A 19,554-nucleotide genomic window follows, 5' to 3' on the forward strand; every position below is an offset into this window, starting at 1 on the left:
GTAAGAACTAGCCAAAATGCTAAACTTTTAAACAGGCAATAGATGAGAAAAGAAAGTATTTAAACAAAAATATTGTAACTAATTTATTAACTAAAACTAAACTATGAAATCATTAAAATCAGTATTATTAGTTTGCATCTCTATTTTTATATGTAGTTACTCATGTAGTAATGATAGTGTTGCAGAGCAAGACGTTCAGACAGAAGACATGGAAGAAAAGGGAGGGCCTCCAGCTAAAAATTTATCCATTTCTGTTCCTTGTGAAGGCAATAGTTGGGTAGTCGGTAACCCTACAGCGACTTCAAATATTGTTGTATCGGGAGGGATTAAAAACTGGACAAGTTCAAGTGATAAAATACGAACCTATTTTTATGCCACTACCACGGGCGCTATCGAAGTAGGTATTAAAGCCAAGGTAAGTGCTTCCAGTACTCTAAAAGTAACGCTTGGGGGCACTACGCAGCAAGTTACGCTTTCGCAATCAAATAACTACAAAGACCATTATGTAGGGGCTTTTAACATTAACCAAACAGGGTATCATTATGTTGAGCTCGAAGGGGTTTCTAATAGTGGCAGCTCTTTTGGTGATATTTCAGATATTCGCTTAGGGGATTCATCGTGGAGTTCAAACATCAGTTATGTAGAGTCCGATTGGTTCTATTGGGGAAGACGAGGCCCTTCTTGTCATTTAGGTTATGAAGAACCGGCTAATAAAGATATTACCTGGTTTTATAATGAGTTAACGGTGCCTGTGGGCATGGATCCAGTAGGGTCTTATTTCATGGCTGATGGTTTTTCGGGAGGCTATTTTGGAATGCAGGTAAACAGTGAGACCGAAAGACGTATCCTGTTTTCTGTGTGGAGTGCTTACGATACACAAGATCCCAACCAAATACCAGAAGCGTATACGGTAATTCCTTTGGGTTATGGCGACGGTGTGACCGTAGGTGAATTTGGAGGCGAAGGCTCTGGGGCACAAAGCTACCTTGTTTATGATTGGGTACCTGGGAATACCTATAAGTTTTTATTGAAGGGTGAATCGAATGCTAGTAATACCACAGATTACACAGCTTATTTTTATGCCCCAGAGGTTGGGGATTGGCAGTTGATAGCCAGTTTTAGACGACCATTCCCATCAGCAGCACACTTAACAGACTTACATTCATTCATAGAAAATTTCGATACGACCATGGGAGATGAAACCAGACGTGTGGATTATACCAACCAATGGGTGTACGATACCCAAGGTAATTGGAACGAAATGACAACTGCTACGTTTACCATTGACAATACAGCTAATAGTGGTGTTCGATTTGATTATGATGGAGGCGTAAGTAGTACTAATGCCAATAGTTTTTATTTAAAGAACTGTGGCTTCTTTAGTGATAACGAAGTGGCTTATTCATCGCACACAAGAACAGGCAGTGGCGTTGCTCCAAACATAAACTTTGCCCAGTTGGAGGTGCCTACGCTTCCTGCAGAGCCTACTATTTTAAGTAGAACAGGTTGGTCGGTTGTTGAGTATAGTACACAGGAAGATAATGGTGGCGAGGGGAGTACAGGTAGAGCTGCCGATGTATTAGATGATGATGTTAATACCTACTGGCATTCTTGTTGGTCTGGTTGTACTGCCACACCGCCACACCACATCACTATTGATGCAGGAGCCTCTATAACTGCTGATGGTTTCAGATTTATGCAAAGACAAAGTCTTAGCAGAGCTGTAAAAGATATTGAGCTTCAAGTAAGTGACGACAATGTAAATTGGGTAAGTCTTGGTGATTTCGTCTTAGGTAATTCGGCAGCAGCCCAGGACATAAACTTGTCGTCAGCTACCACATTCAGATATTTTAAATTCATTGCCAAGTCGGCACATGATGGAACAGATAATGCTGCCATGGCTGAAATTTCAGCTTTTGTAAGTAATTAGGTTAATTTTTTAAATGAATCGTACAATCTTTTTCATTCAGAAAAGATTGCACGATTCATGATTAAAACTTTTAAGCAATTATATCCATAGATGTAAAGTTATTAGCGGTTATAGAATACAATGACCGGTTGTATGCAACAGGACTGTTGTCGCATTCTTAAGTATTATTTCCCTTCGCATCTTATAATTAGTTTCTGAGTAAGTGTTAAAAGGTCATGTTGGTTGCCTTTTTTGAGGAATATTAGTCCTCATATATGTAGGAAAAACCTAATTGTTGTGATGTGAAAAATGATAAATAGTAGAGAAAGCACGTGATTAATACTGGTTTTAGTATAAACAATACTGGGAGAAATACTAAAACTTATGGTACACTAAGAGCTTACATTTTAACTTAATCTTCTTTTTTGAATCACATATAAATTATTGATAAGCTAATAAAATAATGGATAGTTGTATTGACAATAATGGAAAAGTATTGGGTCTATATAAGGTCAGGTATACTAAGAAATATTAAAAGGTAATATACTTTCACATCCGGGCATCCCAAGTTTATTAACTATTTTGAATACTTTTCCTAAACAGATGCATTTATGAGTAAAAATCGAATTTTTATTACAGCTCATGATTAGTGGTGCTCCTTATTATAATTATGTTGTAAGTTATTTTTTTCTTTTTATGTTGTAAAAAAGCATTGATTATTATGAAAAATATTATATTTTTGAAATTTCGGTTTGAAGTAGCTATTACCAATATTAAAGCTAATCAACTCTAATAAAAGGTTTAAATACTTTTTTATGAGACATGAAATTTTGATTTTATAAATAAAAATATGGATAATTGTATTAACGCTACTGGAAAAATATTGACTCTATTAAAGGTCAGGTATACTAAAACGTATTTAAAAGATAATATACTTTCACACCCGGACCACCCAAGTTTATTAACTATTTCGGATACCTTTGATAAATATACCATTGAAAATGCTGCAATTGAAGTAGATAAGGAAAAGCTAGATAGCTTACCAATACCTTGCATCGTGCAGGTAACCATTAATAGATCCTCGTTGTTTTATGTGTTAAACTCAATTAAGGATAATTCGGTTACTTATTATAATGAGAATAACAAATTAGAAGAAAAGACTAAAGAGGATTTTTTACGGATTTGGACCGGGATATGTCTTTTGGTTGAAAGGAATCAGTATTCTAAGGAAGAAAATATAGAACAAAAAGTTACGGTTAAAAGAATTTTGACTGCTTTCAAAAGTGCTTTTGTGCTTTTATTACTAAGCTGGATGCTTATTAGTTTTTATAACTCAGAGTCAGTAACCAATCCATTATATGGGCTTTATTTGATTTTAAAACTAATTGGATTGGTTGTAGGTATTATGTTGTTATGGTTTGACATCGACCAATACAGCCCGGTACTTCAGAGTTTTTGTGGGGGTAGCCCAAATAGTAAAATAAATTGTAATGCCGTTCTAAACTCAAAGCAAGCTAAACTATTCAACGAAACACTCAGTCTAAGTATTCTGGGATTTGCTTATTTTTTTGCCACATCAGGGTATGCACTAATGAATGGAATGAGCTATGCTTCCTATGGTGTTTTAGGAACCTTCAGTTTGGTTACTATACCTGTAATCTTTTTGTCTATATACCATCAGGCGGTCGTCATTAAACAATGGTGCAAATTCTGTATGTATTTAGTACTCATATTAATTGTTGAAATAAGCCTGTCGGTGTTAGGAGGCTTTTATAAGATAAATATCGAGTTTAATAAGCTCCCATTATTAGGAGTACTGTTTTTATTACCTATTCTTCTATGGAACTATTTAAAACCGTTGTTGGAACTTGGAAAGGAAGCAAACTTGCATAAAAGGGGGCTTAAGAAAATCAAGAACAACCCAAATGTCCTTAACGGCCTATTGGTAAAATCACGTAAAATGAAAACCCTTCCTCAAAATATGGGTATTACATTAACTAGTGAAAATGCAAAGTATGATATAGTAAAAGTATGTAATCCGTATTGTGGGCCTTGTGCAAAAGCGCACCCTGTGTTAGAAGAACTAGTTAAGAAACAAAGAATAAATCTAAAGATTTTATTTAAAACCTCAGTTACTAATATTAGTGGAGAGGGCGATCCTGTAAGCCATTTGTTAGCCATAGATTCTATTGGTGATAAAAAACTAACCCAACAAGCTTTAAACGACTGGTATTTAACAGAGAGAAAAAACTATAATGCGTTTGCTAAAAAATATCCTGTCAATGTAAGTTTAAATGATCAATATAATGAAATACGTGCCATGGAAGAATGGTGTAAAACAGAGAATATTACATATACACCAACCATATTTGTAAACGGCTATGAACTCCCTAAAGATTATAATATAGAAGACTTAAAGGATGTATTATAAAAGAAACAAGGTATTCTCAGTAGCTAAAAGACACCTTTTTGCGCAAAAGGCAGACCTAAACTTGGAGGTCTATAAATGTCCAAGGAAATAATAATAATAATAATAATAATAATAATAATTTTCTATTATGAAAAAAAGAATTTTAAGTTTAGGTAAAGCCTTAACAAAGCAAGAACAAAAGAGTATTCTTGGGGGGTGGTTTGAATACAATGGCTGTCTCATTTGTAATGATCCTTATGACTGTCCAGTGGATATGAGATGTGAAATGGAAATATATAATCCTCAATGTGGTATTCCTTTCAATGTTCATAGGTGTGTACACGCCTAGTGTTTAGTTAAATAAATTTTAGGGTTCAAAGAGTGACTACTTTTTGAACCCTAATAAACATTAATAATATAGATAATATTTTTTTTGAAAAAATTCCCTAACTACAAACAATCGGAGTCTAAAGATTGTGGTCCTACCTGTATAAAGATTATCGCTAAATACTATGGTAAGCTTATTAATACGCAAGCGTTAAGAGACCTCAGTGAAACCACAAGGGAAGGTAGTAGTTTGCTGGGATTGGGGGAGGCAGCTGAAGTAATTGGCTTGCGCTCTTTAGGGGTTAAATTGTCGTATAATAAACTAAAAGAAGCAGTATTACCATGTATTGTACATTGGAATAAAAATCACTTTGTAGTTGTTTATAAAATTAAGAAGGATATTGTATATGTCTCAGATCCGGCTCACGGACTTATAACCTATTCCAAAAATGAGTTTATAAAACATTGGATAGGGGGTAATGTACAAGATACTACCGAAGATGGAATTGTGCTACTTATAGAAACATCGCCAAAATTTTATCAGGAAGCGTTTGAAGAAGATGAAAAATTAGGGATTTCATTTTTATTCAAGTATGTTATTAAATATAAACGCTTGGTGATTCAACTGGCTATGGGGTTACTGGCGGGTAGTTTATTGCAATTAATATTTCCGTTTTTAACCCAGAGTGTGGTTGATGTAGGCATCAAAAATCAAGACATTAACTTTATATACTTGGTACTTTTAGCACAATTAGCTCTATTCACGGGAAGGGCATCTTTAGAAATTATCCGTAGTTGGATATTACTGCATTTAAGTACCAGAATTAATATTTCATTGATCTCAGACTTTTTTATAAAGCTTATGAGTTTGCCTATTTCTTATTTTGATGTAAGAATGACGGGCGATTTGATGCAACGGATTAATGATCACAGGCGAATTGAAAAAATATTAACGACATCATCGCTTACCACTATATTTTCTTTCTTCAATCTTGTTGTATTTAGCTTGGTATTAGTTTATTACAGTTTGCAAATATATGCTGTATTTCTTTTTGGAAGTGCTTTATACTTTATATGGATACTTTTCTTTTTCAAAAAGCGCAAAGTATTAGACTACAAGCGGTTTGCAGAAGTTAGTAAGGAACAGAGCAAAGTGATAGAACTCATTAATGGTATGCAGGAAATTAAAATACATAATGCGGAGCGACAGATGAGATGGAATTGGGAGTATGTACAGGCGCGCTTATTTAAAGTGGCCATGAAGAGCCTTACCTTAGAGCAAATGCAAGGGGTGGGGTCCAATTTTATTAATGAATTAAAGAATATGTTCATTACTATTTTATCGGCTAAATTGGTCATAGATGGTAATATTACTTTGGGGATGATGATGGCCATTAGCTATATGGTAGGACAACTAAATGCCCCCATTAGTCAGCTTATTAACTTTATGAGAGAATTACAAGATGCTCAAATCTCATTAAGTCGCCTGGGAGAAATCCATAATATGGAACCAGAAGAAAAAATTGGTGATGGGAAAATTGTAAATGTACCCGGGAAGGCATCTATAAAGCTAACAAATGTCTCTTTTAGATATAAAGGAGGCATCGAACCGGTATTGAAAGATTTGTCACTTGACATCCCGGCAAATAAAACGACAGCTATTGTGGGGGTAAGTGGTAGTGGTAAAACGACCTTATTAAAATTATTGCTAGGCTTTTATGGTGCCGATAAGGGAGAAATAGCAATAGGAGATTTTAATATAAATAACATTTCACCAAGGGAATGGCGCAACAACTGCGGGGTTGTAATGCAGGAAGGATATATTTTTAATGATACAATTGCAAAAAATATTGCAGTTGGGAAAGATTATATTGATAAAGAAAGACTAGCATATGCCATTCAGGTTGCTAACATTTCAGACTATATAGAAACACTGCCTTTAGGTTACAATACACCAATAGGTAGTGAAGGTAGCGGATTAAGTACAGGGCAAAAGCAGCGCTTGTTGATAGCGAGGGCAGTCTATAAAAACCCCGAGTACTTATTCCTAGATGAGGCAACATCTGCATTAGATGCTAATAATGAAAAAGTGATTATGGAAAATTTAAATACATTTTTAAGCAATAAAACGGCTGTTGTTATTGCGCATCGACTTAGTACAGTAAAAAATGCACATAAAATAGTGGTACTGGATAAAGGTAAAGTTGTTGAAATAGGGAATCATCATTCCTTGATAAAAGAGAAAGCTAATTATTATAACCTGGTTAAAAACCAATTAGAATTAGGAAATTAATAATGCCGGATAGTTTAGAAAGTATAGAAATACGAAGCCAGGAGGTACAAGAAATTTTAACCAAAACGCCCAATGGGATCATACGTTGGGGTAATATGGTATTCTTACTACTTACTCTTCTAATATTTGTATTAACGTATTTTATAAAATACCCGGATATAATAGTTTCTGAAGCTGTAATTACAACAAAAATACCCCCTCAAAAAGAATATGCTAAAATTACGGGGAAGATGGATACTATTTTGATACAAGACAAGCAGCACGTTAATAAAAATAGTCTTTTAGGGGTTATTGAAAATACAGCTGAATATGAAGATGTTATATTCTTAAAATCAATTGTTGATACCTTAAAAGTAAATAAGCACGAGTTTGTATTTCCCTTAGATATGATTCCTATTTTGTTTTTAGGAGAAATAGAAAATAGCTATGCAGCTTTTGAAAACAATTATATAAAATATATACTAAACAAAAATTTGCATCCTTTTGAGAATGAAATAAAAATTAATGAAATTTCCGTTGTTGAATCAAAAAGAAGGCTCAAAACATTACATTCTCAGAGTATTTTGATTAAGAAAGAGTTGCATTTTAAGAAGGTAGATTTGGAGCGATACAGGGGGCTTTTCGAGAAGGGAATGATTTCGGAAAAAGAATTTGAAAGCAGACAGTTGGAATATATTCAAGCAGAGAAAAGCTACCACAATATGAATGCCTCGATGTCACAGTTAAGAGAAGCCGTCGCTACAACTAAAAAAGTATATAAAGACGTTCAAATTACCCAGGTAAGAGAAGAAATGATGCTTTTAAAAAATGTAATTCAGTCATTTAATTTACTAAAAAAAGCCATTGGAGATTGGCAAAATAAGTACGCATTTGTTTCTAATATCGATGGTACTGTTTCGTTGTTTGATTATTGGTCCGAAAACCAATCGGTTAACCAGGGGGATCTGGTGTTTACAATAATTCCTTCACAAAATTCGTCGTATGTTGTAAAGTTAAAAATGCCTTCAATTAACTCGGGCAAACTTAAAACAGGGCAAGTAGTTAATATTAAGCTAGAGAATTATCCCGATTATGAATTTGGTGTTTTAAAAGGAAAGGTTTCTAGTATTTCTGATATAGCTAATAAAGAAGGATACTATAATGTAGATGTGTCATTACCACAAAAGCTTATTACTTCCTATGGTAAAGAGATTGAATTCAAACACGAAATGAAAGCATCTGCAGAGGTAATTACAGACGATTTAAGATTAATAGAACGCTTCCTTCATCAGTTTAATAGATTAATCGCGAGAAATTAATGACAAATCATAATGTTGCACAGTTTTTATTAATCAATGCCGATGTTGTAAAATCAATGGGTATTGATTCCAGATTAGCACTCACCCATTATTTTTTCAAATATGCGGAAATGTATACTAAAGACTTGTATAATAATTTTGCATTTGATTTTTTGGAAGACATTTTAAGCGAACTTTTTTCCGATGAAGAAGAAAAAAAAGATGCCATGGAGCTTATTAAATTGGGATATGCACTGGTTGATTTTTCTAAGAAGAAATTTTTTGAATCCAGCGATTTGGAAGAAATTTTGCATCATATAGATAAAGTTGCTTTAAAAGAGGGAGATATAGTATTAAAGTCTCCAACAGTTGAAAAAAGTGCTTCCAGAGATTTGTGTCTAATCGCTATGTATATAGCAATTAGAATTGCTTATTTTGATAAAGGTGATTATTTCTATCAAGCTTCAAAGCAACTATTATTAGCTGTTTGTTCAAGGTTATTCGATGGCGAAATTTTATTTAATAATAAAGAAGAATTGCTGTCTGTTTTAGAATATGCCGAACTATTAAATACGCTCGATCGTTTAAATATTGAAGTTAATTCCACCCTGAAAAAAAGGGAGGCTTTGCATCCAGAACTTTCCAAACAAGCAAATCAATTCTTTTTAAAGAGTATTACAGCAAAGGATTTCAAAAATGCCGTGCATTTTAGCCTGTTCGTTAAGGATATTACAGAGCTATCAAAAGTAAATATGGATATTTATTTTGATCAAATAGGGGGAGAAATAAAAGACGTTATTAACAATATGGAAGATGTAAATCGGAATGAAATTACGGAAATAATGGCTTATGTACTTTTATTAGCAAATTATGTCCTTTATAGGGAAGATTTCATGGATTTGGGTAAAGATATTTATTTGAAGGTCGTAACAGCAGATATTATCTAAATGAAGCAATTCTAATAGATGTATGTATGAATAAAAAACGAATTTTTATTATTGCTCAAGATGATAAGACCTTTAAGTATGGTGTTGGGACATATGTAAAAGAAATACTTGAGCATGGGAAAAATGAAACCGCATTTGAGATAGTACTTGTACTACTTGCCAGTTTACATAAAACGGTTATAGTCGAAAAAACAAATAATAATACCAAATATTTCTACATTCCTAAGCCTGTTGTGTATGATAATAATCAACCTGATATTTTATCTTATAGCTACTCTAAAGCCTTATATGTATTATTGAATGATTTTTTTACCATAGGAGAAAACGATGTGTTTCACTTTAATGATGTTACTCAGTATGTGCTGCTCAATGATATTAAAGCGTACACTACTGCTAAAATAATTTATACCATTCATGTGTCTTTATTGAAAACTTTTTATGGTAAAAATAAAGTATTACAATTACAGGATTTTTCGAGAGAAGAAGATGGAGAAGATTCTATATACAAAAGATCAATAAATACTGAGATACAAAATTGCGAATTAGCTGACAAGGTAATTTGTTTGTCTGATGATATGTTAGATGATATAGTTAATACCTATAAAACCTCGATGGACAAAGTACAAAAAATCAATAATGGTATAAGCCCACAAAACTTGTCTTATGCAAAAAGAGAAATAGATATATTAAAGAGGAAAATTAATATTAGGCCTGATGATTTTCTTTTGTTATATGTTGGTAGAATTGAGACCAATAAGGGAGTGCAATTTTTGATTGAATCATTCAATACATTGCTAAAAAAGGGATATGACCGTATTCATTTGTTAATTGTGGGGGACGGAATGCTAAAAAAGAAACTCGAAAAGGATGTTTGTGGTTTTAAAGATAAAATTACGTTTTCGGGATACGTAGCACCGGAAGATATTTATCAATATTACTCTATGGCTGATGCTATGGTGTTTCCTTCTTTGAATGAACAGAGTAGTTATGTCATGTTGGAAGCTATGTCCTTCAAACTACCTTTAATTGTAACAAATATTACTGCTTTCAATATTTTAGAAGATAACTGGTCCTGTTTAAAAGCACGTGTTACAAATAATGCGGTTGATTTAGAGGAATTAACCTCTAAAATGGAAGTGTTTATAGGCGATAGAACCTTAAGAAACAGGATTGCAGAAAGGGCTTATTCTCTTTTTTTAGAAAAGTATACCGCAAAAAAAATGTTTGACCAGACGTACTCTGATTTGTTCGAGTAATTGAGGATAAGTGCTTCATATAAATCAGCCTCCAATAGAAATCATACTTCGGTTGTTGTTGTGTAATTTGGGATCCTGTAGTTTCTCTAAAGTATCCATGCCGCCACGCATTTTAAATTTGGCCTGAACCGCTTTTTGTATAATGGGTTCTATGGATTTTCCTTGGCGAAGGGTTGTAAGTAAATCGGATTCGGTAGATGAAAACAGGCAATTTTTTAATTGGCCATTGGCCGTTAATCGTAGTCTGTTACAAGAGTCGCAAAACGGGTTGGTAACTGAGCTTATAATGGCAAAACTACCACTGTAATTTTTTATTTTATAGTTTTTAGAAGTGTCGTTAGGAGCATCTTGTAAGCGTTCTATATGGTTTTTTGGAAAGGCTTTGTTTACGTAATTCATGATCTCTTTATAGGATACCATTTTACGCATATCCCATTTGTTACCATCAAAAGGCATAAACTCTATAAAACGTATCGAAATTGGTAACCCTTTAGTTAAATTAATGAAATCAATAATTTCATTATCATTGAAGCCTTTCATTAAAACGGCGTTTAATTTTACATTAAAACCTTCGGAAACCAATAACATAATATTATTGTAAACCGTTTCAAACTGATCGCGCCTCGTGATATGCTTAAACTTTTCACGGTCTAACGAATCTAGGCTTACATTAATGCTATTGACATTATTTGCTTTTAAAACACCTATAAACTTGTCTATGATTACCGCATTTGAGGTAATTGACAATGTAACAGGGAGCGATGCTAACTTTTCGAGGATGATAGGGATATCTTTTCTGATTAATGGTTCGCCACCAGTCAATCTTATTTTAGTAACCCCATGATCAACAAAAGTTTTGGCGATATTGTAGATTTCCTCATAAGTCATTAAGTGGCTTTTGGGAGAGAGTTGCACGCCCTCTTCTGGCATGCAATAAGAACAGCGTAGGTTGCAACGTTCAATTAATGAGATGCGTAAATAGGTATGGTCTCGGCCAAATGTATCTTGCAATATGTTTTTATTTTCTTTCAAAACGTCTTATATCTAACTTCTTATATCTAATAATATTAATCTAATCATGCCTTTCGCCCCGTAATACTCCGAATATATGCAGTACCGATGGAAAGATGGCGTCCATAGACTCTTTTGCCCCATTTGTAGAACCCGGTAAGGCCAATACTAAGCTATTTTTTATCGTACCGGCAACACTTCTGGATAACATAGCATAAGGGGTTCTTCCTTGTCCATAATTGCGAATGGCTTCTTCAATACCCGAAATGCGTCGGTCAAGAAGAGGGGTCAACGCTTCCGGTGTTACATCCCGTGGGGAAAGTCCTGTGCCGCCAGTATAAATAATAAGATCGATGCCTTGTTGTTGGTAGGTTTTGGCTTTGTCTTGAATCTTTTCTGTTTCATCGGGAATAATACTGTAATCAGCAATACTTACACCACAAGCCTTTAGTTTTTCGATAATAGCCTTACCTGCCTTGTCTTCTTTTTGTCCTGCTGAGATGGTATCGGAGCATACTATCACCGCAGCATTTAAATCGGTCTTAAAGCGGTTTTTATAGTCAGATTTACCACCTTTTTTGTTCAGTAGCTTGATATGGTGTATCTCGATACCCTTGTCAATAGGTTTCAGCATATCATACATATTAAGTGCTACTACACTGGCACCGTGCATGGCTTCCACTTCAACCCCTGTTTTATAGATGGTTTTAACGGTAAACAGCACGGTAATTTCCAAATCCTTTATTTCGTATTCTACCCCTGTAAATTCAATAGGAAGCGGGTGGCAATCCGGTAAAATGTCGGGCGTACGTTTCACACCCAATAAACCGGCAGCTTTACTCATAGCAAATACGTTGCCTTTAGGAACCGTATCGTTCTGTATAGCAGTTATGGTTTCGGGTTTACTAACCTTAATAACAGCTTGCGCTATAGCAGTTCGTAGTGTGGTGTTTTTATGTGTGATGTCGACCATTTTAATTTTTTTATTGTTTATTTTCTATTGGCTATTTATTATTAGCAGTTTTTCTTGAGGCTATGAATATTGCTGTTAATTCGCTGGATTCTTTTAGCAACTCGTCTATTTTTTCTCTATCTATTAAATTTTCATCTAACGCAAACTCTAACCAAAAATTTGATTCATCTACTTCTTCAATTACGATGCTGATCTTGGCAATAAAGCTTGGTTTTGACTGAGCAATACATGTAGCTCTATAATTGGCAGCTACAGAAGTAGAACATCTTATAAGTTGCATCTTTATGTGTTTAGCTAAATAGGTGTTAGGAAGTAGTTCGGTTACTTTAATGCAATTATGGGCAAATTGCTTTGTTCTTTGTTTTAGTACTTCCTTCATAATTATTATTCAAATAGCCATTTCATCAATAATAAATCGTCAATAATAAATCGTCAATCGTCAATCGTCAATCGTCAATAATCAATTATTAACCTTCCATTGATGCGTATTGTCCTCAAAAACCTCTTTACCAAAAACAGGTACTTCGGATTTTATGGCTTCTACAATAAACTCCAAAGCTTCAAAAACAACCTTTCGCCTTGGTGATGACACAAAAACGAAAAGACATATTTCACCGGCTTTTACAGTTCCTAAGCTGTGATAAATATGCATGCAGGTTAGGTTGAATTTAGCAAAAGCAGCTTCTCTTATTTCATGGAACTTGGCATTCGCCATATCTTCGTAAGCCGTGTATTCAATAGCAGAAACAGTTTTACCATCAATTTCATCAGCACGCACTTGTCCTAAAAAGATGTTGTGGGCGCCAATGCTGGTTTTGGTTTGGTGTTTGGCAATGGAGTCACCAATAAACTCAGAGGAAATAGCTCCTTGTCTAAACACATTCTTTGGTTTTTTATTTGTCATTTTAGTATTGTTTTTATCGTTAGGAGGAACTAAGTAATTTTATTGTTTCTTCTCAGCTATGCTGGTTATTTAAATAGTTTATTATTTCAGGAGCTCCTTCTATAATGTTAACACAATTATTGATATTGTGATCTTGTAAAATTGAAACAGCCCTTTTACTTCGTATCCCAGATTGGCAAAACAGTCCTTTCACCTTGTTTGGATCTATTTTGTCTAAACTATTTTCCAATTCGCTAAGCGGAATGTAGGTTATTGGCAGGTTTTCGACCTTTGGCGTTTCATGTGGTTCTCTAACGTCAATCAGCTGTATGTTGCTTTTAGATAACATTTCGCTGATAGAAATATCAATTATATCAACTTCGCAAGCATTGTTAGTCATTTGTTTCTTATGAAACAGGTGTTGCGTCTTCAACACCTTTTGAATTTCATTATTAGATTTTGTAATGTTCAATGTTATCGTTTGTAACGTAAGTGCATTATAGCACAAGAGTTTTCCAGAAAGCACATCGCCAATACCAAGAATAAGTTTTAAAACCTCATTAGCCTGCATGGTACCTATTATACCAGGAAGCACACCTAAAACGCCAATTTCCGAACAGTTAGGCACACTGCCTTTTTGTGGTGGATTAGGGAATAAGCAGCGATAGCTTGGTCCGTTTTGATGATTAAAAACTGAGACCTGCCCTTCAAATTTATAAATGGCTCCAAAAACTAGGGGTTTGTTCGCTATAATACAGGCATCATTAATAAGGTAGCGTGTTTCAAAATTATCGGTACCATCAACTATAATGTCGTATTGCTTAAATAAGTTTACGGCATTTTTATAGCTTAGTTGTTCAGGATAGGCTTTAATATTTATGGCATCATTTAAATCTTGTAAGCGCTTTTTTGCTGCCTCAGCTTTATTTTGGCCGAGTGATGCTGTGCCAAATAACACCTGACGTTGTAAGTTAGTTATGTCTACCACATCAAAGTCAATAATACCTATTGAACCAATACCTGCTGCAGCAAGATATTGTAATATAGGACAGCCTAAACCGCCAGCACCTACTACAAGTACTTTTGCATTGGACAGTTTGTCTTGACCCGACTGGCCAATTTCGTTAAGAATGATATGTCTGCTGTATCTGTTCATTGTTATTGTTCATTTTATTTAGCCTCCAGCATATGGTGGTAAAAGGGCTATTTCGTTTCCTGAAAGCTTGGTGTTTACAGGAACTAACACTTGATTTTGTGCTACTTGAAAATTTTTGTGCTTTAGAGCTGGATATTTTGAAAATAAATTTTCTAAAAGTTCGGAAACTAATACGCCAGAAAAGTTAATAGACTCCTCATGGCATTGTGTTGCTTCAGTTAATAATCCAAAGTATTTAATGGTAATGGTCATTGACGTATTGCTTTTAATTGTTCGGGCGTATTGATGTTGTTTGTAAAAACATCATTTTCTGCATCTAAAGAAACAGACTTAACCTTGCATTGGTTAACACCATATTGTAAGCGTCGTTCCCCTTCTTGTAATAGTTTAAAAAAATGGTATTCACATTGTTTTTTATATAGTGCTATTAAGGGCATGGTTTTACCTTTACTTTCTATTTGAATAACCTCTGAATTGTTATCATAACTATCTATTAGTTTATTTAAGGTGCCTGTATTAATTAAGGGGACATCGCAACTTAAAACTAAGTTAAATTCTGTTTTAGAATGTTTTAAGCCGGTATACACACCAGCTAGGGGGCCAGCATTTTTAATAAGGTCTTCAAAACGTTTAAAGCCAAAAATGTCATAAGCAGAATGATTGGAAATTACAATGATCTCACCGACTAGAGGGTGGAGGGCATTTGCAATATGTTGAAAGAAAGGCATCCCTTTAAACATGATTAAGCCTTTATCGGTTCCCATTCGGGAACTTTTGCCTCCGGCCAGAATAATACCAGTTATGTTTTTCTTATCAATCATTTCTTGCTAGCATTGTATTTTAAATGGTTTCCAGTTTTTTAAGCTGCTCATCTAAAAAGTTCCAACAGTTTTTGTTAATGTCGTCAAATAGAACGATTAGTTTTTTTCCATAGTCTGTTAGCTCTGCACCCCCGCCTCCCTTACCACCGGTGCTATTGATGGTTACAGGTTGTTTTGATGTTTTATTGACCGAATCGATGAGGTGCCAAGCCTTTTTATAGGACAAGTTAAGTGATTTAGCTGCTTTTGATAGGGATCCGGTCTCCGCAATGGCTTTTAAGAGTTGTATACGGCCTTCTCCTAAAAAGACATGCCCTTCAGATTCTATCCATATTCTACTTTTAATAGTATACTGCATAGTTTTTAATTTAAACGGGTAATAAAATTACCTCTACAAAATCGTTTATCTTAACATGGAATAGGTCTTCAGGGATATAAACCAGGGCATTCGATACAGCAAATGTTTGTAACATGGCCGAACTTTGTCCTTCTAAAATACTAACCCCATCATTTTGATAAATAGCCTTTAAAAACTGGGCGCGATCGCCTTGTTTCTTAAATTCTGAAAGCGATTTAACCTTAATTCTGGGCAGTTCAGTAATTTGTTCGCCTGTTATACGTTGCAAGGCAGTGTATACATAAACATAAAAGCAGGTAAGTGCTGCCGCAGGGTTACCAGGTAAGGCAAACACAGAAGTATTATCCTTTTTTCCAAAAAATAGTGGTTTGCCTGGTTTTTGTTTTACTTTATAAAAGCATTGTTCTACATTTAAAGACTTTAGAGCCGTTCCAACAAAATCGTAATCACCTACCGAAATACCTCCGGTAATAATTACCAGATCATTTTGTTCTATAAGCTCCTTAAGCTTAGAAAAGGTATTGTTGTAGTCGTCTTCAATTTTATGAGTACTAACATCGTAAAATTTAAGTCCATACAAAGCACTTAGTAGCATGCTAGAGTTACTTTCGTATATCTTTCCATGAGACAAGGGTTGTCCTGGAGCAATTAATTCGTTGCCAGTAGTTAAAATGGCAATACTTGGTTTTTTTAATACAGAAACTTCTTTGATTCCCAAAGCACTTAAATAACCAATAGCTGCAGGTGTTAATTTAGTACCTCTTTTTAGAGCTAAATCACCTTTTTTTACTTGCTCACCAAGCGGCCGAATATTATGTTCGAGTGAAGGCTGTGCTTCTATGGTTAGTCCATTGCCGTTTACAGTTACTTTTTCTTGCATTATTACTGCATTGGCAGTGTTGGGAACTGGAGCTCCGGTAAATATACGTACGGCCTCTCCTTGTTTTAAAGTTGGTGCAATAGTATCACCAGCTTTAACCTCTCCAATTAATTTATAAGTTAGGTTGTCATGAAGATTTATAGCATAACCATCCATGGCCGATTGCCTAAAAGGGGGCATGTTTATTGGAGAAAAAACATCTTCGCATAAACGATAAGTATTTGATTTCTCAACTGGTTTTGTTGTTTTCTCCCCAAGAGATGTCGTTTTGGACTTTACTATTTCTAATGCTTTTTTTACAGCAATCATATCGATTCGTTATGTCTTTGCAAATATAACGAAACGTTTTTTAATTTAAGTATTTGTAAGCGATAAGAATTTATTTAGAATAAATGTAAATAGGTGTTTTATGATAAATGTCAGTTTATTTTTTTGTAATTTAAATGAGTTTTACGGTCTTATTAAACGCAATTATAGATGCCTATAAAGAGCTATTTAGCACATCCACATACAGGGAAAAAAAACGCACTGATTACTGCCTTATCTAAAATCGCTAATTGTGAAGTTATCCCTGCTGAAAATAGAGATTTACTTATTGTCGTTACCGACACCAATAGTAAAGTTGAAGACGAAAATTTAAAAGAAACAATAGAAGCAATAGAAAGTTTAAAGTTGCTGGTGATGGTTTCTGGATTTGATACACCTAAACAAGATTAAATAATTATGTACACATCTTTAACCAATAGACGGAGTTTTATAAAGAAAATGGCAATTATGTCGGCAATGACAGCTGCTGCGGGATTGTTTCCTGGAATACTGTTTGCAAAAGAGCAGGAAGCTAATTTACCGAAAGGCGCTAATTTGGATTGGAAGAAAACGCCCTGTAGATTTTGTGGCGTGGGTTGTGGTGTTTTAGTTGGGGTTGAAAATGGAAAAGCGGTTGCTGTTAAGGGAGATCCTAAGTCGCCTGTAAATAAGGGTTTATGCTGTGTTAAAGGCTACCATTCTGTCATGTCGATATATGGCAAGGATAGACTAACAAAGCCTTTAATAAAGAAGAATGGTAAGTATGTTGAGACTTCCATGAAAGAAGCTTTGGATTTAATAGCAACCAAAATGAAGGAAACTATTAATGATCACGGTAAGGATGCCGTATCGATTTATGGATCGGGACAGTGGACCATACCAGACGGTTATGTAGCTTCAAAATTGTTTAAGGGGTGTATAGGAACTAATAATGTAGAGGCGAATGCACGCCTATGTATGGCCAGTGCTGTAACAGGGTTTTTAACATCCTTTGGTTTAGATGAACCTATGGGGTGTTATGAAGATATCGATCATGCAGATGTTTTTTTCCTTTGGGGGAACAATATGGCAGAAATGCACCCTGTATTATTTTCCCGCTTACTGGACCAGCGTTTAAAACGCGGTGTGAAAATTATCGATTTTGCCACCCGAACCACGCGGACTAGTATGGCTGCTGACAAGTCAATCATTTTTAAGCCTCAAACCGATTTAGCAGTTGCTAATGCTATTTGCTACGAGATTATAAAGAACGGTTGGGTGAATACAGCTTTTGTAGAAAAGCATTGTAGCTTTAATAAGGGTTTGACAAATATGGGATATGGTCTAGAGGACGGTTATAAGTTTAACGATAAACCAGAAAAAATTGATTTTGAGTCATATAAAACTTTCTTGGAGGATTACACGCCAGAAAAAGTAGAAAAGATTTCTGGAGTATCGGCAAAAGACATCAAGTACATGGCGGCCTACTATGGCGATCCAAACAAAAAAGTAATGTCTTTATGGTGTATGGGAATGAATCAGCATACACGTGGTACTTGGATTAATAATTTGGTGTATAATATTCATTTGTTAACAGGTAAGATATCGACTCCGGGCAACAGTCCGTTTTCTTTAACCGGTCAGCCAAGTGCTTGTGGTACTGTTCGGGAAGTTGGAACCTTAACCCATAAGCTGCCCCACGGTGTGGTAATGAATAAAGAACATAGAGAACATGCTGCTAAAATATGGGATGTTCCCGTTGAAAATATCCCTTCTAAACCTACTTATCACACTGTTGAAATGTTTAGGGCATTAGATAGGGGCGATATACGGTTTATGTGGATTCAGGTTACCAACCCTATGGTAACCATGCCAAAACTTAAACGTTATCGGGATGCAACTAAGAAAGAAGGTCGTTTTATAGTTGTCTCAGATATTTATCCGACACCAACAACCGATATTGCAGATGTTATTTTACCATCGGCTATGTGGATAGAGCGAGAGGGTATGTATGGTAATTCGGAAAGACGTACACAATACTTCGAACAAATGATTGATCCGCCGGGAGAAGCTATGAGTGACACTTGGCAACTTATAGAGGTAGCCAGAAGATTGGGGTATGAAAAACAATTCTATTATAAAAAGGAAACACATATAGAAGAGATCTATAATGAATATAGAAGGCACCACGAAGGTAAGAAACATGCCATGGCACCTTTAGAAGTGTTAAAAAGTCAGCCGGGAGCGCAATGGCCTTATGTAGATGGGGAATCAACACAATGGCGTTTTAATGCAAAATACGATCCTGCTTGTAGTAACGGTGAAGATTTTCATTTTTATGGCAAACCGGATGGCAAGGCTGTTATATGGCAACGTCCGTATGAGCCAGCGCCAGAAGTACCCGATAACGAATATCCATTTTGGTTGAGTACCGGACGTGTGGTAGAGCATTGGCATACGGGGTCTATGACCCGTAGAATACCGGTATTGCACCGTGCTATGCCGCATGCTTATGTAGAACTGAACCCAGAGGAAGCTAAGCAAATGCAGATACGAACTGGAGATAAAGTAAAATTAACCACAAGACGTGGCGAAATTGTTTTACCAGCTTCGGTTAATGAGCGTGGTGTGCCAGAAAAGGGACAAGTGTTTGTGCCGTTTTTCGACGAGAACATGTTGATAAATGACGTTACATTAGATGCCTTTTGTCCTATTTCGAAACAACCCGATTATAAAAAATGTGCTGTAAAAGTCGAAAAGGTTTAAAC

The 19,554-nt window shown here is 35.1% G+C and carries 17 protein-coding genes; 8 read left to right on the forward strand and 9 right to left on the reverse strand.

Translation table 11 applies throughout. The features are described from left to right. The first annotated feature begins 103 nt into the window (after positions 1 to 103). From JF259_RS04010 to JF259_RS04035, 6 genes are all read left to right on the forward strand, one after another. Positions 104 to 1,930: a DUF3472 domain-containing protein gene (locus tag JF259_RS04010; protein WP_199113620.1), complete on the forward strand. Its 1,827-nt coding sequence runs from the start codon at positions 104 to 106 to the stop codon at positions 1,928 to 1,930. Between the two features lie 829 nt (positions 1,931 to 2,759). Beyond that, entirely contained in the window at positions 2,760 to 4,340 is a 1,581-nt protein-coding gene (locus JF259_RS04015; protein ID WP_199113622.1) for a vitamin K epoxide reductase family protein, read from the forward strand. Positions 4,341 to 4,752: 412 nt separating this feature from the next. Further along, positions 4,753 to 6,939, forward strand: coding sequence for a peptidase domain-containing ABC transporter (locus tag JF259_RS04020; protein ID WP_199113624.1), 2,187 nt, complete (start codon positions 4,753 to 4,755; stop codon positions 6,937 to 6,939). 2 nt (positions 6,940 to 6,941) lie between these two features. After that, positions 6,942 to 8,237: an HlyD family secretion protein gene (locus tag JF259_RS04025; RefSeq protein ID WP_199113626.1), complete on the forward strand. Its 1,296-nt coding sequence runs from the start codon at positions 6,942 to 6,944 to the stop codon at positions 8,235 to 8,237. Beyond that, on the forward strand, positions 8,237 to 9,163 hold the full coding sequence (locus JF259_RS04030) for a hypothetical protein (protein ID WP_199113628.1): 927 nt from the start codon (positions 8,237 to 8,239) through the stop codon (positions 9,161 to 9,163). Before JF259_RS04025 ends, JF259_RS04030 begins: the two co-directional genes overlap by 1 nt. A gap of 26 nt (positions 9,164 to 9,189) precedes the next feature. After that, complete coding sequence (locus JF259_RS04035; protein ID WP_199113630.1) at positions 9,190 to 10,419, forward strand: glycosyltransferase family 4 protein; 1,230 nt, start codon at positions 9,190 to 9,192, stop codon at positions 10,417 to 10,419. 24 nt (positions 10,420 to 10,443) lie between these two features. Here JF259_RS04035 and moaA read toward each other — a convergent pair whose 3' ends face one another. The 9 genes from moaA to JF259_RS04080 all read right to left on the reverse strand — a co-directional run bounded on the left by moaA (position 10,444) and on the right by JF259_RS04080 (position 16,810). Beyond that, on the reverse strand, positions 10,444 to 11,451 hold the full coding sequence (gene moaA, locus JF259_RS04040; protein ID WP_199113632.1) for a GTP 3',8-cyclase MoaA: 1,008 nt from the start codon (positions 11,449 to 11,451) through the stop codon (positions 10,444 to 10,446). A 40-nt stretch (positions 11,452 to 11,491) separates the two neighbouring features. Next, positions 11,492 to 12,403: a bifunctional molybdenum cofactor biosynthesis protein MoaC/MoaB gene (gene moaCB, locus JF259_RS04045; protein WP_199113634.1), complete on the reverse strand. Its 912-nt coding sequence runs from the start codon at positions 12,401 to 12,403 to the stop codon at positions 11,492 to 11,494. 31 nt (positions 12,404 to 12,434) lie between these two features. Next, positions 12,435 to 12,782, reverse strand: a complete 348-nt coding sequence (locus JF259_RS04050; RefSeq protein ID WP_199113636.1) for a four helix bundle protein — start codon at positions 12,780 to 12,782, stop codon at positions 12,435 to 12,437. Positions 12,783 to 12,863: 81 nt separating this feature from the next. Then, complete coding sequence (locus JF259_RS04055; RefSeq protein ID WP_199113638.1) at positions 12,864 to 13,307, reverse strand: molybdenum cofactor biosynthesis protein MoaE; 444 nt, start codon at positions 13,305 to 13,307, stop codon at positions 12,864 to 12,866. A 52-nt stretch (positions 13,308 to 13,359) separates the two neighbouring features. Further along, positions 13,360 to 14,442: a HesA/MoeB/ThiF family protein gene (moeB, locus tag JF259_RS04060; protein ID WP_199113640.1), complete on the reverse strand. Its 1,083-nt coding sequence runs from the start codon at positions 14,440 to 14,442 to the stop codon at positions 13,360 to 13,362. Between the two features lie 18 nt (positions 14,443 to 14,460). Then, entirely contained in the window at positions 14,461 to 14,694 is a 234-nt protein-coding gene (locus tag JF259_RS04065) for a MoaD/ThiS family protein (RefSeq protein ID WP_199113642.1), read from the reverse strand. Further along, on the reverse strand, positions 14,691 to 15,263 hold the full coding sequence (gene mobA, locus JF259_RS04070; protein WP_199113644.1) for a molybdenum cofactor guanylyltransferase: 573 nt from the start codon (positions 15,261 to 15,263) through the stop codon (positions 14,691 to 14,693). Before mobA ends, JF259_RS04065 begins: the two co-directional genes overlap by 4 nt. A gap of 19 nt (positions 15,264 to 15,282) precedes the next feature. Further along, positions 15,283 to 15,621: a winged helix-turn-helix domain-containing protein gene (locus JF259_RS04075; protein WP_199113646.1), complete on the reverse strand. Its 339-nt coding sequence runs from the start codon at positions 15,619 to 15,621 to the stop codon at positions 15,283 to 15,285. A gap of 10 nt (positions 15,622 to 15,631) precedes the next feature. Next, positions 15,632 to 16,810: a molybdopterin molybdotransferase MoeA gene (locus JF259_RS04080; protein WP_199113648.1), complete on the reverse strand. Its 1,179-nt coding sequence runs from the start codon at positions 16,808 to 16,810 to the stop codon at positions 15,632 to 15,634. 168 nt (positions 16,811 to 16,978) lie between these two features. Between JF259_RS04080 and JF259_RS04085 the strand changes: the two genes are divergently transcribed. Both JF259_RS04085 and JF259_RS04090 read left to right on the forward strand, forming a co-directional pair. Next, complete coding sequence (locus JF259_RS04085; RefSeq protein WP_199113650.1) at positions 16,979 to 17,218, forward strand: hypothetical protein; 240 nt, start codon at positions 16,979 to 16,981, stop codon at positions 17,216 to 17,218. 6 nt (positions 17,219 to 17,224) lie between these two features. After that, entirely contained in the window at positions 17,225 to 19,552 is a 2,328-nt protein-coding gene (locus tag JF259_RS04090) for a molybdopterin-dependent oxidoreductase (RefSeq protein ID WP_199113652.1), read from the forward strand. The last annotated feature ends 2 nt before the right edge of the window (positions 19,553 to 19,554 follow it).

The sequence above is a fragment of the Snuella sedimenti genome, from assembly GCF_016428595.1.
In the GTDB taxonomy this organism is placed as follows: Bacteria; Bacteroidota; Bacteroidia; order Flavobacteriales; family Flavobacteriaceae; genus Snuella; species Snuella sedimenti.

Excerpts from the sequence above, each read along its gene's own strand:
- JF259_RS04010 (WP_199113620.1), top strand. The coding sequence starts at position 104 with ATGAAATCATTAAAATCAGTATTATTAGTTTGCATCTCTATTTTTATA.
- JF259_RS04015 (WP_199113622.1), top strand. The coding sequence starts at position 2,760 with ATGGATAATTGTATTAACGCTACTGGAAAAATATTGACTCTATTAAAG.
- JF259_RS04025 (WP_199113626.1), top strand. The coding sequence starts at position 6,942 with ATGCCGGATAGTTTAGAAAGTATAGAAATACGAAGCCAGGAGGTACAA.
- JF259_RS04030 (WP_199113628.1), top strand. The coding sequence starts at position 8,237 with ATGACAAATCATAATGTTGCACAGTTTTTATTAATCAATGCCGATGTT.
- JF259_RS04035 (WP_199113630.1), top strand. The coding sequence starts at position 9,190 with ATGAATAAAAAACGAATTTTTATTATTGCTCAAGATGATAAGACCTTT.
- moaCB (WP_199113634.1), bottom strand. The coding sequence starts at position 12,403 with ATGGTCGACATCACACATAAAAACACCACACTACGAACTGCTATAGCG.
- JF259_RS04050 (WP_199113636.1), bottom strand. The coding sequence starts at position 12,782 with ATGAAGGAAGTACTAAAACAAAGAACAAAGCAATTTGCCCATAATTGC.
- JF259_RS04055 (WP_199113638.1), bottom strand. The coding sequence starts at position 13,307 with ATGACAAATAAAAAACCAAAGAATGTGTTTAGACAAGGAGCTATTTCC.
- moeB (WP_199113640.1), bottom strand. The coding sequence starts at position 14,442 with ATGAACAGATACAGCAGACATATCATTCTTAACGAAATTGGCCAGTCG.
- JF259_RS04065 (WP_199113642.1), bottom strand. The coding sequence starts at position 14,694 with ATGACCATTACCATTAAATACTTTGGATTATTAACTGAAGCAACACAA.
- mobA (WP_199113644.1), bottom strand. The coding sequence starts at position 15,263 with ATGATTGATAAGAAAAACATAACTGGTATTATTCTGGCCGGAGGCAAA.
- JF259_RS04075 (WP_199113646.1), bottom strand. The coding sequence starts at position 15,621 with ATGCAGTATACTATTAAAAGTAGAATATGGATAGAATCTGAAGGGCAT.
- JF259_RS04080 (WP_199113648.1), bottom strand. The coding sequence starts at position 16,810 with ATGATTGCTGTAAAAAAAGCATTAGAAATAGTAAAGTCCAAAACGACA.
- JF259_RS04085 (WP_199113650.1), top strand. The coding sequence starts at position 16,979 with ATGCCTATAAAGAGCTATTTAGCACATCCACATACAGGGAAAAAAAAC.
- JF259_RS04090 (WP_199113652.1), top strand. The coding sequence starts at position 17,225 with ATGTACACATCTTTAACCAATAGACGGAGTTTTATAAAGAAAATGGCA.